General features: G+C 72.4%; 11 protein-coding genes. 3 read left to right on the top strand and 8 right to left on the bottom strand.

The genetic code is table 11. The features are described from left to right. The first annotated feature begins 187 nt into the window (after nt 1-187). Both pulA and AB0P07_RS12990 read left to right on the top strand, forming a co-directional pair. Nucleotides 188-5602, top strand: coding sequence for a pullulanase-type alpha-1,6-glucosidase (gene pulA, locus AB0P07_RS12995; protein ID WP_365549156.1), 5415 nt, complete (start codon nt 188-190; stop codon nt 5600-5602). A gap of 65 nt (nt 5603-5667) precedes the next feature. Beyond that, entirely contained in the window at nt 5668-6027 is a 360-nt protein-coding gene (locus AB0P07_RS12990; protein WP_125632274.1) for a 5-carboxymethyl-2-hydroxymuconate Delta-isomerase, read from the top strand. Nucleotides 6028-6048: 21 nt separating this feature from the next. Here AB0P07_RS12990 and AB0P07_RS12985 read toward each other — a convergent pair whose 3' ends face one another. The 5 genes from AB0P07_RS12985 to AB0P07_RS12965 form a co-directional block, all read right to left on the bottom strand. Next, nucleotides 6049-6507, bottom strand: coding sequence for a hypothetical protein (locus AB0P07_RS12985; protein WP_365549154.1), 459 nt, complete (start codon nt 6505-6507; stop codon nt 6049-6051). Then, entirely contained in the window at nt 6504-7196 is a 693-nt protein-coding gene (locus AB0P07_RS12980; protein WP_365549151.1) for a TetR/AcrR family transcriptional regulator, read from the bottom strand. Before AB0P07_RS12980 ends, AB0P07_RS12985 begins: the two co-directional genes overlap by 4 nt. A 57-nt stretch (nt 7197-7253) precedes the next feature. Next, nucleotides 7254-8384 carry a PDR/VanB family oxidoreductase gene (locus tag AB0P07_RS12975; RefSeq protein WP_365549149.1) on the bottom strand — a complete coding sequence of 377 codons (1131 nt, stop codon included), beginning with the start codon at nt 8382-8384 and terminating at the stop codon, nt 7254-7256. Between the two features lie 99 nt (nt 8385-8483). Next, on the bottom strand, nt 8484-10415 hold the full coding sequence (locus tag AB0P07_RS12970) for a hypothetical protein (RefSeq protein ID WP_365549147.1): 1932 nt from the start codon (nt 10413-10415) through the stop codon (nt 8484-8486). 62 nt (nt 10416-10477) lie between these two features. Next, on the bottom strand, nt 10478-10996 hold the full coding sequence (locus AB0P07_RS12965) for a tetratricopeptide repeat protein (RefSeq protein ID WP_365549144.1): 519 nt from the start codon (nt 10994-10996) through the stop codon (nt 10478-10480). A gap of 137 nt (nt 10997-11133) precedes the next feature. On the opposite strand from AB0P07_RS12965, the gene AB0P07_RS12960 reads away from it, so the two are divergent. Next, nucleotides 11134-11580: a hypothetical protein gene (locus tag AB0P07_RS12960; RefSeq protein ID WP_365549141.1), complete on the top strand. Its 447-nt coding sequence runs from the start codon at nt 11134-11136 to the stop codon at nt 11578-11580. Nucleotides 11581-11659: 79 nt separating this feature from the next. Here AB0P07_RS12960 and AB0P07_RS12955 read toward each other — a convergent pair whose 3' ends face one another. The 3 genes from AB0P07_RS12955 to AB0P07_RS12945 form a co-directional block, all read right to left on the bottom strand. Further along, nucleotides 11660-13141: a DUF1996 domain-containing protein gene (locus AB0P07_RS12955; protein ID WP_365549138.1), complete on the bottom strand. Its 1482-nt coding sequence runs from the start codon at nt 13139-13141 to the stop codon at nt 11660-11662. Between the two features lie 159 nt (nt 13142-13300). Next, complete coding sequence (locus tag AB0P07_RS12950; RefSeq protein WP_102928324.1) at nt 13301-13954, bottom strand: response regulator transcription factor; 654 nt, start codon at nt 13952-13954, stop codon at nt 13301-13303. After that, nucleotides 13939-15222, bottom strand: coding sequence for a sensor domain-containing protein (locus AB0P07_RS12945; protein ID WP_365549134.1), 1284 nt, complete (start codon nt 15220-15222; stop codon nt 13939-13941). The genes AB0P07_RS12950 and AB0P07_RS12945 overlap by 16 nt, the downstream gene beginning before the upstream one ends. Nucleotides 15223-15257: the final 35 nt, after the last annotated feature.

The raw sequence follows: 15257 nt of genomic DNA, 5'->3' as shown, positions 1-15257 counted from the left end.
AGGGCCCGCCGCTTCCCACGGGGAGGCGGCGGGCCCTTCGCACGTCCGCCGCTGCCGGGTGAGGCGGGCAAGTCCTGTGAAAATCCTTTCCGTTACTTTCGCAAGTCTTGCTGCAAGCCTTGCGGCAGCGCTACGGTCTCGCCGGGGTCGGACCCGAACGAGCCGTACTCGCAAGGAGCTCACGCCTGTGATACCGAGATGGCCGGTGCCTGTCGCGCGCCGTACCGCACGAGTGAGACGGGTCGCGGCCGTCACCGTGACCGCGCTCGCCGCCGCACTGCTTCCCCCGCTCGCCGCGCGTGCCGACGCCCCGCCCGCGCCCCCGTCCGACGCGAAGCTGGCGAAGACCGCCGCGCGTCACGACCTGACGCGTGAGCAGTTCTACTTCGTCCTGCCGGACCGTTTCGCCAACGGCGATACGCGCAACGACAAGGGCGGTCTGACCGGCACCCGGCTCGCCACCGGCTACGACCCCACCGACAAGGGCTTCTACCAGGGCGGCGACCTCAAGGGCCTGACCGAGAAGCTCGACTACATCAAGGGCCTGGGCACCACCGCGATCTGGATGGCGCCCATCTTCAAGAACCAGCCCGTCCAGGGCACCGGCAAGGACGCCTCGGCCGGATACCACGGGTACTGGATCACCGACTTCACCCAGGTCGACCCGCACTTCGGCACCAACCAGGACCTCAAGAACCTCATCTCCAAGGCCCACGCCAAGGGCATGAAGGTCTTCTTCGACGTCATCACCAACCACACCGCCGACGTCGTCGACTACGAGGAGAAGTCCTACGACTACCTCTCCAAGGACGCCTTCCCCTACCTGACCAAGGACGGAAAGCCCTTCGACGACGCCGACTACGCGGACGGCGAGCGCCGCTTCCCCCACGTGGACTCCGGCTCCTTCCCGCGCACCCCGACGGTCCCGGCCGCGAGGAAGAACCTCAAGGTCCCGTCCTGGCTCAACGACCCGGCGATGTACCACAACCGGGGCGACTCCACCTGGGCCGGCGAGTCCGCCACCTACGGCGACTTCAACGGCCTGGACGACCTGTGGACCGAGCGTCCCGAGGTCGTCAGCGGCATGGAGAAGATCTACCAGCGGTGGGTCAAGGACTTCGCCATCGACGGCTTCCGCATCGACACCGTGAAGCACGTCAACATGGAGTTCTGGACCCAGTGGGCGACCGCGCTGGACGCCTACGCCGCCAAGAAGGGCCGCGACGACTTCTTCATGTTCGGCGAGGTCTACTCCGCCGACACCTCCGTCACCGCGCCCTACGTCACCCGGGGCCGCCTGGACTCCACCCTGGACTTCCCCTTCCAGGACGCGGCCCGCGCCTACGCCTCCCAGGGCGGCAGCGCCCGTAAGCTCGCCGCGGTCTTCGGCGACGACTACAAGTACACGACCGACAAGGCCAACGCCTACGAGCAGGTCACCTTCCTCGGCAACCACGACATGGGCCGCATCGGGACCTTCCTGAAGCAGGACGACCCGAAGGCCACCGATGCCGAACTGCTGCGGAAGGACCGGCTCGCCAACGAGCTGATGTTCCTCAGCCGCGGCAACCCGGTGATCTACTACGGCGACGAGCAGGGCTTCACCGGCGCGGGCGGCGACAAGGACGCCCGCCAGCCGATGTTCGCCTCCCGCACCGCCGACTACCTCGACGACGACCAGCTCGGCACCGACCGCACCCACGCCGAGGCCGCCTACGACACGAGCGCCCCGCTCTACCGGCGGATCAGCGCCCTCGCCGAGCTCCGCAAGGCCAACCCGGCCCTCGCCGACGGCGTCCAGACCGAGCGCTACGCGGCCGACGGCGCCGGCGTCTACGCCGTCTCCCGCACCGACGCGAAGACCGGCACCGAGTACGTCGTCGCCTTCAACAACGCCGGCACCGAGAAGAGCGCCACCTTCGCCACCGGCTCCGCGGGCATGACCTTCCGCGGCATCTACGGCACCGACGCCGCCGTGAAGTCGGGCGCCGACAAGAAGGTCACCGTCACCGTCCCGGCCCGGTCGGCCGTCGTCCTCAAGGCCGCGGGCAGGCTCGCCCAGCCCGCCGCCAAGCCGACGATCACCCTGCACGCCCCGGACCCCGGCGCCACCGGCACCGTCGAGCTGAGCGCCGACGTCGCGGGCGGCCAGCTCAACCGCGTCGTCTTCGCCGCCCAGGCCGGGAACGGCAAGTGGCGCACCCTGGGCACCGCCGACCACGCCCCCTACAAGGTCACCCAGGCCATCGACGCGGACACCCCGGCCGGCACCGCCCTGCGCTACAAGGCGGTCGTCGTGGACTCGGCCGGCCGCACCGCGAGCGCCACGGCCGCCTCCACCACCGCCGCGCCGCCCGCCGAGGAGGCGCCCACCGCCGTCTCCCGCGACTACGCGGTCGTCCACTACAAGCGTGCGGACGGGAACTACGGCGACTGGGGCCTGTACGCCTGGGGCGACCTCGCCGACGGCGAGGCCACCACCTGGCCCGAGACCCACCCCTTCACCGGCCGCGACGCCTACGGCGCCTTCGCCTACGTCAGGCTCAAGCCGGGCGCGTCGAACGTCGGCTTCCTCGTCATCGACAAGGACGGAAACAAGGACGTCGCCGCAGACCGCACCATCGACGTCACCGAGACCGGCGAGGTGTGGATCGAGCAGGGCGAGGAGCAGGTCGCCACCGAACGGCCCGAGTACCCCGCCCAGGACACCACCAAGGCCGTACTGCACTACCACCGCGCCGACGGGAACTACGACGGCTGGGGCCTGCACGTCTGGGGCGACGCCGCGAACCCCACCGACTGGGCCGAGCCGCTCCAGCCGGTCCGGACCGACCCCTACGGCGCGGTCTTCGAGGTGCCGCTCACCGAGGGCGCGAGCAGCCTCGGCTACATCGTCCACAAGGGCGACGAGAAGGACCTGCCCACCGACCAGGCCCTCGACCTCAAGGCCGACGGCCACGAGGTGTGGCTGCTGAGCGGTCAGGAGGAGTACCTGCTGCCGCAGCCCGCGGGCTCGGCCGCGGCCGTCGACCTCACCACCTCCAAGGCGGTGTGGATCGACCGGGACACCGTCGCCTGGAACGGCTCCGAGGGCGCCGCCTCCACCCAGCTGCTCGCCTCCCGCACCGGCTCCATCACCGCCGAGGGCGGCAGACTCACCGGCGACGACCAGCGGTGGCTCCGCCTCACCAAGAGCGCCCTCACCGACGCCCAGAAGGCGAAGTTCCCGCACCTGAAGGAGTACACGGCCTGGTCGGTCGACCCACGCGACCGCGACCGGGTCCGCGAGGCCCTGCGCGGCCAGGTCGTCGCCTCCCAGCGCACCGCCACCGGCGCCCTGCTCGCCGCGACGGGCGTACAGACCGCCGGCGCCCTGGACGACCTGTACGCGGACCGGGCGACCGGGGCCGGCCTCGGTCCGGTCTTCCGGCACGGCCGCCCCACCCTCTCCGTGTGGGCGCCGACCGCGCAGGACGTGAAGCTGGAGATCGGCGACCGCACCGTGCGGATGCGCCGCGACGACGCCTCCGGCGTCTGGTCCGTCACCGGCCCGAAGTCCTGGAAGGGCAAGGCCTACCGCTACGCCGTCAAGGTCTGGGCGCCCACCGCGGGCGAGGTCGTCACCAACAAGGTCACCGACCCGTACTCCCTCGCCCTGACCACCGACTCCGAGCGCAGCCTCGTCGTCGACCTGGACGACCGCTCCCTCGCCCCGCGCGGCTGGGAGCACTACCGCAAGCCCGAGGCGGTGCCGCTCAGGGACGCCCGGATCCAGGAGCTGCACATCCGCGACTTCTCCGTCGCCGACCCGACGGCGGACGCGGACCACCGGGGCACCTACCTCGCCTTCACCGACGAGAAGAGCGACGGCTCGAAGCACCTGCGCGAGCTGGCCGAGGCCGGCACGTCCTACGTGCACCTGCTGCCCGCCTTCGACATCGCCACCATCCCCGAGAAGAAGTCCGAGCGGACGACGCCCGACTGCGACCTCGCCGCCTACCCGGCCGACTCCGACAAGCAGCAGGAGTGCGTGACCAAGACCGCCGCCCAGGACGCCTTCAACTGGGGCTACGACCCGTACCACTACACGGTCCCCGAGGGCTCCTACGCCACCGACCCGGACGGCACCGAGCGCACCGTCGAGTTCCGCGAGATGGTCAAGGCCCTCAACGACGACGGGCTGCGCGTCGTCATGGACGTCGTCTACAACCACACGGCCGCGAGCGGACAGGCCAAGACCAGCGTCCTCGACCGGATCGTGCCCGGCTACTACCAGCGGCTGCTGGCCGACGGCTCGGTCGCCAACAGCACCTGCTGCTCGAACACGGCCACCGAGAACGCCATGATGGGCAAGCTCGTCGTCGACTCGGTCGTCACCTGGGCCAAGGAGTACAAGATCGACGGCTTCCGCTTCGACCTCATGGGCCATCACCCCAAGGCCAACATCCTCGCGGTCCGCAAGGCGCTGGACGAGCTGACCCTCCAGAAGGACGGCGTCGACGGCAAGAAGATCATCCTGTACGGCGAGGGCTGGAACTTCGGCGAGGTCGCCGACGACGCCCGCTTCGTCCAGGCCACCCAGGAGAACATGGCCGGCACCGGCATCGCCACCTTCTCCGACCGGGCCCGCGACGCCGTGCGCGGCGGCGGCCCCTTCGACGAGGATCCCGGCGTGCAGGGCTTCGCCTCCGGCCTCTACACCGACCCCAACTCCTCGAAGGCCAACGGCACCGAGGCCGAGCAGAGGGCCCGCCTCCTGCACTACCAGGACCTGATCAAGGTCGGCCTGACCGGCAACCTCGCCGACTACGCCTTCACCGACACCGACGGCAAGGAGGTCAAGGGCTCGGAGGTCGACTACAACGGTGCCCCCGCCGGATACGCGGCGGCACCCGGCGACGCCCTCGCCTACGCCGACGCGCACGACAACGAGTCCCTGTTCGACGCGCTCGCCTTCAAGCTGCCGAAGGACACGTCCGCCGACGACCGGGCCCGCATGCAGGTCCTCGCCATGGCGACCGCCACCCTCTCGCAGGGCCCGGCGCTCTCCCAGGCGGGCACCGACCTGCTGCGCTCCAAGTCGCTGGACCGCAACTCCTACGACAGCGGCGACTGGTTCAACGCCCTGCACTGGAACTGCGCCGACGGCAACGGGTTCGGCCGCGGTCTGCCACCGGCCGCCGACAACCAGGACAAGTGGCCCTACGCCAAGCCCCTGCTGGACACCGTGCGGGTCGGCTGCCCGCAGATCACCGGCGCCTCGGCGGCGTACCGGGACCTGCTGAGGATCCGCGGTGGCGAGCAGGACTTCTCCCTCGCCACGGCCGCGCAGGTGCAGTCCCGGCTCTCCTTCCCGCTCTCCGGCACGGACGAGACACCCGGGGTGATCACCATGAGCCTCGGCGACCTCGTCGTGGTCTTCAACGCCACGCCCGAGAAGCGGGAACAGCGCGTCGGCGCGGCGGCCGGGACCGGCTACCGGCTGCACCCGGTGCAGGCGGCGGGCGCGGACCCGGTGGTGAAGGAGTCGGCCTACGCGGCGAAGACCGGCACCTTCACCGTGCCGGCCCGCACCGTCGCGGTCTTCGAGCGGACCGGCTGAGGGCGGGGGATCTGCGGTTAGGGTGAGCCCTGCTGTTGACGTGCCGAACGCAAACGGGAGGGCTCATGCCGCAGATCACCGTCGACTACTCCGGTCGGCTCGCGGACGACTTCGACCGGCCCGCCTTCGCGCGGGCCCTGCACGAGGCCGTCGTCGAGATCGCGTCCGCCAGGCCGCCGGCGTGCAAGACGCAGTTCCGCCGCACCGAGGACACCGTGGTCGGCCCCGACACCGAGGGGCACGCCGTCGTGCACGTCACGCTCGGGCTGCTCGCGGGCCGCACCGACGAGACCAAGGTGCGGCTGACCGAGGCCGTCCTGGAACTGCTGCGGCAGTACGCCAAGCCGGGCGACGGCCTCGCCCTGCACGCCTCCGCCGAGGTCCGCGACCTGGACCCGTCGTACCGCAAGTTCGAGACCGAGTAGCCGCACGGGCCGGCCCGGGCCTCACGAAAGGTCGCGGCGTCCCAGCCAGGCCGGCCGCACCGGCACCCCGTCCGCGTCCAGCTCCGGCTCCCGCGCGGCGGAGGGCGCGGGCGGGGCCGCCTCGGCCACCGGCTCCGGGGCCGTTCCGGCCTCCGGTTCCGGCACCGCTTCCCGTTCCGGCTCGGGTGCCTGAGGCGCCGCGGAGTCCGTCAGCAGCTCCGCCACCGTGAACCGGGTGACGAACGACTGCCAGGCCCCGTCCACCACGAGCAGGAACCCGTCGCCGACCCGCAGCAGGCGACGCCGCCGGGGGCTGAGGGGGTGGGTGGGGGAGTAGTTCCGCGCCCGTCGCTCCAACTCGGCGAGCGCCTCCTCGCGGGACCCGGTGACGTGCGCCACGACCTGGGCCTCCGTGTGCTTGCGCTCCCCGGTGCCCAGGGTCGTCTCCACGACCAGCCCCCACGTCGGCGCGGCGCTCACCGGGCGGTCAGGGCGAGCAGCCGCTCCACCAGGTCCCCGAAGGGGCCGTCGTCCGGCTCATCGGCGAGGACCCGGCGGACGAGCGCGCCCATCTCCTCGTCGTGGGCGGCGCTCACCGCGAGCAGCGCCGCGAAGTCGTGCACGAGCTGGACCTCCAGCTCGGCGCGCGGGATGCGGCGGCCGTCCAGCCAGATCAGCGCCGTCGACTCGGCGAGCGAGATCCAGGAGCGGACGACCAGTTCCAGCCGAGCGGGCGGCTCGGTGACGTCCAGGTGCGAAAGGATCTGGACATACGCGGCCTGCCGTACGGAGTCCACCAGCGCGTTGGTCGTCGAGGAGCCGACGGCCGGGCCGCCGCGCATCAGGGCGGAGAAACCCGGGCCGTGCTCGTCCACGAAGTCGAAGTACCGGCCCATCACGCGCAGCAGCCGCGCGCCCAGCGGGCCCTGGCGCGGTTCCGCGAACCGGGCCGCCAGATCGTCCGAGGCGCGCTGCAACGCGGCCTCGTACAGGCTGAGTTTGCCGGGGAAGTAGTGGTAGACCAGCGGGCGCGAGATGCCCGCGGCCGACGCTATCTCGTCGATGGAGACCTCGTCGGGCGAGCGGCGGCTGAACAGTTCGAGCGCGACGCCGATCAACTGCCGCCGCCGCTCCTCGACGCCCATCCTGCGGCGTACCCCGGTAGTCATACGAACACCTTACCGATCGAATCCGGCCCCCGAACGGGCCGGACCGGGCCTCGGTGTTCACATGTCGAGCACGAGCCGCGTACCCCGGCACCGGGACACGCAGATGAGCATCGAGTCACTTCGCTCCGAGTCGGTCAGCAGGTCGTCGCGGTGATCGATCTCGCCCTCCAGCACCGTCTGCTGGCAGGTCCCGCACCACCCCTGCTCGCACGAGTACGGGGTGTTCGGCAGCTCGGCGCGCACGGCGGCCAGCACCGAGGAGTCGCCGGGCACGGTCAGCGTGCGCCCGCTGCGGTGCAGTTCGACCTCGAACTCCCCGTCGCCGTCGGCCGTCGTACGGGGCGCGAATCGCTCCAGGTGCAGTGCGGCGCCCTCGGGCAGGCGCTCCTCCACGGCCGCCATCAGGCCCTGCGGACCGCAGCAGTACACGGCCGCGCCCGCCGGGAGGTCCGCCAGGAAGGCGTCGAGATCGGGCCGCCCGTCCTCGTCCTCGGGGACGACGGTGACGCTCCCCCGGCCTTCGGCCGGGGGTACCCCTGTCTCGCTTCGCCCGCCCTCCGGGGCCAGCTTCTCGACCTCCTCCAGGAACGGCATCGACGCGCGTGTCCGCCCGCCGTACAGCAGCCGCCACTCGGCTCCCTCGGGCAGCGCCCGCAGCATGGGCAGCACGGGCGTGATGCCGATGCCCCCGGCGACGAACGCGTAGGCGGGGGCATCGACGAGGGGGAAACGGTTGCGCGGGCCGCGCACCTCCAGCTCCGTGCCCTCCTGCACCTGCTCGTGCACCTCGCGCGAACCGCCCCGCCCGTCCTCGACCAGCCGCGCGGCCACCGTGTACGACGAGGTGTCCTCCGGATCGCCGCACAGCGAGTACTGCCTCACCAGGCCCGACGGCAGAACCAGGTCCAGGTGGGCGCCCGGCTCCCAGCGGGGCAGGCCGGTCCCCTCCAGGCGCAGCCGCACCACCCCGTCGGCCAGCCGCTCGTGCGCGGTCACCAGCAGCGTCAGCGCGCGGGGGCGGGGCGGCCCGGAGGCCGACGGGCGCGGGGCGGGCCTCGTCCGGGGCGGCGAGCCCGGCCTCCTGCGCCGCACCGCGCCCGCGCCCACGACGAGCGCGGCGCCGGCCGCGAGGAGCAGGGTCGTCGGCTTCCGCAGCCGTGCCATGAACGGGACAGGCTTGTTAGACATGGCGTCAATGTACTGAGCGGTAAGTCCGCGGGGAACCCTTCTGCCGAGACTTGTTGACGTTGATGTCAGCAAGGGGGTCCGGGCTGCCGTGGACGGTGGCTAGCGCAGTCCGCCGATCGTCCGACCGCTCTCCAGCGTGCCCTTCAGCTCGGCCCGCGCGCCCTGCTCGGCCTTCGCCGTCAGCAGGTTCCCGTCGGCAAAGTCGCTGATACCGCCGGTGGCCTCGATCGACGTCGTGCCACGACTGGCCGCGGCGAGCAGGTACCAGTGCCCGCCCTCCGACTTCCACAGCACCCCGGCCAGCACGTGCGGATCGCGCTCACCACAGGCCGGCACGTCCTGCGCCTTCGCCGCCACCGCGCCCTGCGCCCCGCCCGGCGTCCGGAACTGCGCCAGCACCCGCGCCCCCTCGCCCCGCCAGGTCTCCGCGCGGGTGCACACCCAGTCGCCCGGCCCCGTCCCGTCGGGCAGCGGCTGCTCCGCGAACTCCCAGGCGTTCACCGACCGGACCCCCTGCCCGCGCACCGCGCCCAGCGAGCAGGCGTACGGCGCCCAGGCGTCCAGCGCCTTCGCACCCGAGGCGTCCTTGGCGGCGCCGGGGCGCCCGGCGGTGAGGCGGGCCGGCACCAGCTCGCCCAGGTCGGTCACCACCCGGGTGTCCGAACCGTCGGTCAGCTCCAGCGCGTTCCACGACGTACAGGCGCCGGACTGCTGCTGCACGGGGCTGGCCAGCGGGGACGTCACACCGTCGGTGAGCGTCAGCTCCTTGGGGCCGGAGCCCGGCTCGACCAGATCGCGCGCGGCCGCCTCCGTCACCCAGGGGGCCGTCAGATAGCGGACGTTCCCGTCGGCCCGGCCCAGCACCACCGCGGTCGCCGTGGCCCGGCCGGCCCCGTCGGTCCGCGCGAAGTCCAGGGCGGCACCGGCGGAACCGTTCTTCGGCTCGGCGTACCGGACCAGGCGCAGACCGTCGTGCAGGATCACCACCCGCGCGTTGTCCACGTTCCCGGCGTACAGCAGCTGCGGCGGACCGGCCGGAGCGCCGGTCTGGGTCCCCGGCGTCGCCGACACCCCCACGCTCTCGCCGGGCCGGGCCCAGACGGCCAGGGCGCGGCGCAGCAGCTCCTCGTCGCCGGTGAGGTCGCCGCGCGCCGGCCACACCGAGAAGTCCGTGCGCGCGGACGTCTCCCAGGCGGCGGGCGCGACCCTGGTGAGCCTGCCGGGATCGAGCGCGGCTTCGGCCGCCGGGTTGCGTGCGTAGGGCGGAGCGGCGGCACCGTCCGGCCCCCAGCCGTCCCCGGGCAGGCCGAGCAGCGCCCCGCACACCACCAGCGCCGCCCCGGCGACCAGCGCGGCCTTCGTGTGCTGGCGCCGGCGCAGCAGATCGGTCGGGCGGGCCTGCAGCGAGCAGGGGTCGAATTCGGGGGAGTCCAGCAGTCCGTACTTCCCCGGCACCCCGTCGGCCTCCCGCAGCGCCGCGTCCGCGTCGGCCACCCCGGCGGCCTCCAGCACCTGCCGCACCCCGTCGTCGGGGAGCCGCTCCAGACCGCGCAGCACGTACGCCGCCCGGCCCGCACCGGAGAGCGCGGACAGCCGCTGGTCCAGGGCGAGTTCGTCGGCGCCGCCCGAGCGCGGGAAGAGCTTGAGGCCCCGCACGTGGGGCAGCAGCGGCGGCAGCTGGGACCGCCTCGGCCACGCCCGCCGCCGCAGCGGCAGCCCCGCCTCCAGCGCCGTACGCACCACCCTGAGCCGGACCAACGCGTACCCGGGATCGACCTCCCGGCCGGTGGACTGGGCCGGGATGACCGCGGTCGTCGTCCGGTTGCGGGGCAGGGCGCGCTGCGTGAGGGCGTGTGCGGTCAGGACGCGGCGGCCCCGGCCGAGGCCCGGCGGCAGCACCAGATAGGCCAGCCGGGCCAGGCGCGGATAGTGCTCGACGAGCGCGGCCTCGGCCTGCTCGACGTCGACGACCGGGCCGGACGAGGAGGCGGAGGACGGTGCGGGGCGCGGGGCGACATCCTGTGGCTGCACGTTCAGCAGAACGAGCGAACCGGCGGATGGTCACCGTTCCCCCGCGCCCCCGGCGAGCCGGGTCACTCCTCTTCGGGGTCCACCTCCACCAGCTGCCGCGCGTAGTTGGCCATCGACCGCTGGTACCGGGGGAGATGGGGCGCCAGTGCGCCGAGCACCAGGGACAGGCCCTCGCGGTCGCGGCCCATGCTCGACAGGCAGAGTGCGAGACACGCGCGCACCGCGTCGTCCAACTCGTCCGGCGGTGCGACCAGTTCCGGCGAGAGCAGCTTCACTCCCTCCTCCGGGTGCCCGGTGTTCCGCAGGGAGCTGGAGAGCTGGATCTTCGCCCGGCGCCCCTTGTACGGACTGGTCTCGCCGAGACCGCGCTCCAGCGCCTCGCGGTACAGCGGCACGGCTCGGTCGGAGTGGCCCGTGGAGTCCCAGGCGCAGGCCCGCTCGAACAGGCCGAGGGGACTGTCCGCGGGCAGCTCGTCGGCGAGGGCGTCGATCATCGCCCGGAAGTCGGCGGCGTCCTCCTCGGCGTAGTCGTCGAATGCCGCCCAGGCGGCCGTCACGCGCTCTTCCCAGTCCTGGTCCACCCCGCCACTCTCGCACGGTCCCGGCCCCACGGGCACTCGGGTTCCTGAGTACTTCGCGCGCCGCGCCCGTATCGACGGTGAGAGCCCCTCTTCGGGGGCTCCGTGCGGCATGTCGCACCGGCGGACCGGAGGAACACATGAGGCTGACCCGACCGATGCTCGCGCCGGCCGCCCTGGCGGCGGCCCTGGCCCTGACGGGCTGCGGCGCCGACGGGGGCGGCGGGGCCGCCGTGCCCGAGACGGCGGCCGGCAGCCTGGAACACCTGGCCGCCGAGGCGAAGTGCGCGCCGGACCTGCAGACCGACGCGGACACCATCCGCCAGGCCCTGTGCGGGAAGGGCGACGGGAAGTACGTCCTGGCCACCTTCGCCACCGACCGCGGCCAGCGCGAGTGGATCAACACCGCGAAGGACTACGGCGGTTACTACCTCGTCGGCCGCAAATGGGTCGCCGTCGGCCACGAGGACGTGGTGGCGGACCTGCGCGGCCGGCTCGGCGGAACCCTGGAACAGGGCGTCCAGCACGGCGGCGGGCACTCCGGGCACTCCCCGGGGGCCGGCGAACATGCCGTTCACGGCGGCTGACCGCAGGCACGGGAACACGAAGAGGGCCGCTGGCGGATCTCCGCCACCGGCCCTCTCGCGGCCGAGGGACCTCGCGCTGCTACTGGCAGTCCTCGCCGCGGTTGATGCAGTCGACCACCTTGTTCATCAGGTCCTCGTCCATGACGTTGATGAAGTCGTTGTGGTCGGTGATCGGCTTGTGCAGCTGCTCGGGGAAGCCGTCGACCGCGTACGGGTTCTGGACCTGCCCGTTCTCGACCGTCGGTGCCGGTACGTCGTACACCAGGCGCACCTGGAGCTGAGGGATGGCCTGGAAGCCGTTCGGGCAGCCGCCGTCACGCTGTACGAAGGCTACGTGGTCGCGGTGGTTGGTGCTGTCGATGTTCTGGCCGTCCCAGCAGCTCTGGAAGTGGGAGGTGCGCACGACCTGGCTGCCCTCGGGGCAGAGCACGTACTTGTCGGTCACCTGCCTGTCCTCGAAGCCGGTGCAGCTGAACGAGCTGTTGGCGTTGGCGACGCCGTTGGTGAAGGCCTTGGCGTCGCCGGTGATGATGCGCAGGAACTTCGGCATCGCGACGACGTCGCTGCGCCGGTTGCCCACGAACCTGATCTCCGCCTGGGAGGCCTTGAGGATCTTCCCGACGTTGCCCTCGGCGCCACCGCCCTGGTCGTTCGCGTCGAACTCCTGGGTGCCGTCCTGGAGACGCAGCACGGGCCAGTAGTACGTGGACTTGTCGCCCTGGTTCTGGCAGGAGGTGTCCGCGTTCGCCAGGTCCTCGTCGCTGGAGAAGGCGTTGTTGTCCTGGTTCCCGACGTAGTCGTGCGTGTGGTGCGCGCCGTTGTCGACGCCGGGTGCCACGATCAGGTTGTCGCTGTTGAACAGGTTGTTCTCGTTGACACCGCAGATCGCGGTGAACGAGCCCGTGGAGCCGCCGTCGCCGTTGGCGGCGAAGCCGTTCTCCAGGTCCCGGGAGTTCGGCTCGACGTCGTTGATGTCGACGAAGTCGTCGGCGAACGGACCTGCGGCGCCGTTGCCGTTGTCGTCCTGGTTCCCGCCGTCGCCGTCCTGGCCGTTGCCGCCCTGGTTCTGGCCGTCGCCGTTCTGCATCTGGTCCGCGGGGCGGCCCTGGCACTGGGCCAGGTCGTCCAGATTGTCGTCCGCCTTGCCGCCGGCCCGGTTGATCTCCAGCTGGATCCGGTCGATGATCGCCTTCCGCCGGTCCTTGAGCGGGCCGAGGATGGCGTTCTGGACGAACTGCGCGTCACCCGCCTGCGCCCGCCGTGTGGTGGCCAGGCGCTGGTAGGCGTCGGTGATCTGGCTGTCCATCGTGGCCAGTTCGCCGTCCACCTCCCCGCGCGCCCGGTCCGGCACGTCCCGGATCTCCTGGCCGACGTCGGGGCAGTCGATCGTCGCCACCTGCGCGGCGGCCGACCTGGTCCGGTTGTGGCCGGAATGCTCCTCGTGCGCCGAAGCGTAGAAGTTGGCCCAGACGAGTCCGCCCCCGCCGACCGCCAGGGCCGCCGCCCCGGCAACGATCTTGGTGGCCAGCGGCGTACGGCGTTTTCTTGTGTTGCGTCCCATGGAACTCCTCAAACTTCCTTGCGGAGGCATCGCTTGCGGGGCATCGAGGGCGCCCGACAGGGGTGAAGCGGCTCCCATCCATACGGAAGCCGCTTCGGAGGTGTTCACCCGTGAGGGGAATTGCCGGGTCCCGTGGGACGTGTGGGACGCGCGAGAGGGTCAGCGGCCGCGGTCCAGATACGCCAGCACCGCCAGTACACGGCGGTTGTCGTCGTCCGAGACCTCCAGGCTCAGCTTCGCGAAGATGTTCGCCGTGTGCTTGGCGATCGCCCGCTCCGTGACGACCAGCTTCCCGGCGATCGCCGCGTTGGTCCGGCCCTGCGCCATCAGCTCCAGCACCTCCAGCTCGCGGGGGGTGAGCCGCTCCAACGGGCGGTCCTCCGCCGCCCGTCGGCTGAGCAGCTGCTGGATGACCTGCGGGTCCATCGCCGTACCGCCCGCCGCCACCCGCCGTACGGCGTCCACGAACTGCTCCGCGTCGAACACCCGGTCCTTGAGCAGGTACCCCACCCCGCCGCTGCCGTCGGCCAGCAACTCGCGTGCGTACAACTGCTCCACGTGCTGGGACAGGACCAGCACCGGCAGTCCGGGCCGGTTGCGGCGGGCCTCCAGCGCGCACTGCAGGCCCTCGTCGGTGAGCGTGGGCGGCAGCCGGACGTCGACCACGGCGACGTCCGGCTTCAGCTCGGCCAGGGCCCGGGACAGCTCGGGGCCCGTCTCGACGGCGGCGGCGATCTCGAAGTCGTGGGCTTCCAGGAGCCGGACCAGCCCGTCGCGCAGCAGGAACAGGTCTTCGGCTAGGACAACGCGCAAGGGATCTCCACGGTGACCATGGTGGGGCCGCCCGCGGGCGAGCTGACGGCCAGGACGCCGTCGAATGTACCGAGTCGCCGCTCCACCCCGGCCAGGCCCGAGCCCGCCCCGATCGCGGCGCCGCCCTTCCCGTTGTCCGTGACACAGACGCGCAGCAGGCCCTCGCCGTGGTGGATGTCGATCCAGATCCGGTCGGCGCCGGAGTGCTTCACGGCGTTGGTGAGCACCTCGCTGACCGCGAAGTAGGCGGCCGACTCCACGGGGGCGTCGGCCCGGCCGGACAGGTCCACGTCGACCTCGACGGTGACGGGCAGCCGCAGCGCCAGCGCGCGCACCGCGTCGCCCAGGCCGCGCTCGGCGAGCACCGGCGGGTGGATGCCGCGCACGAGCTCGCGCAGCTCGGTCAGGGCGTCGGCGGAGGAGCGGCGGGCCTGGACGAGCAGCTCCCGGGCCTTCGCCGGGTCCTTCTCCAGCAGCGCCTCGATGGTGCCCAGGTCCATGCCCATGGCGACCAGCCGGGCCTGCGCCCCGTCGTGCAGGTCGCGCTCGATGCGGCGCAGTTCGGCGGCGGAGGTGTCGACGGCGTCCCGCCGGGTCTCGGTCAGGACCCGTACCCGCTCGGCGAGTTCGGTCTGGCCCGAACCGAGGATCGCCCCGGTGAGCCGGAAGTGGGTTTTCAGCAGCAGCGGGGTGAGCCGGTGGGAGGCGACGAGGAGCACGGCGCCCAGTACGGCGGCGAAGAGGGCGGAGGCCTGGCCGGTGACCTTGACGAAGCCGTACCAGTACCCGTCGGGCAGCACCCGCCACAGCCCGGCCGCGATGGCGAAGCCCTCCAGCGGGTAGAGGGCCAGCGCGAAGGCCAGCAGTGCGGTGACGGCGCCGGCCGTCATGTCGACGGGCAGCCACAGAACGTCCCGCCAGGTCGCCGGGTCACGGAGCATCCCGAAGGTGCGGGCCCACGGGTTGGCGTCCGCGGGCAGCGGCCGGTAGGCCCGCCGGATCCGCACCCCGCCCCATTCGGCGGCGAGCAGCCGCCGCCAGTCCGCGAACTTCCGCACGCCGGTGAGCACCCACGGCGTGGTGACGATGCCGATCCCGATCGGGACGAGGGCGACGGACACGAGGCTCAGGCAGAAGCAGACCACCGCGCCGGGCAGGGCGATGAACGCCAGTGCCAGTCCCCGCACGGCCGCCAGCGCGACAGCCCGTGTCCGTGTACGGGCCGGGTGCCGTGTCCGCCGGGTGCCGCTCTTCGCCTCGATGCTCATGGCATCAGTCTCGCCGAGGCGCCGGCGCGGGGCAC

Source organism: Streptomyces sp. NPDC085944, assembly GCF_040686295.1.
Lineage (GTDB): Bacteria > Actinomycetota > Actinomycetes > Streptomycetales > Streptomycetaceae > Streptomyces > Streptomyces salinarius.
Note: the sequence above shows the minus strand (reverse complement) of the source record. Positions and strands in the feature narration are given on the sequence as shown.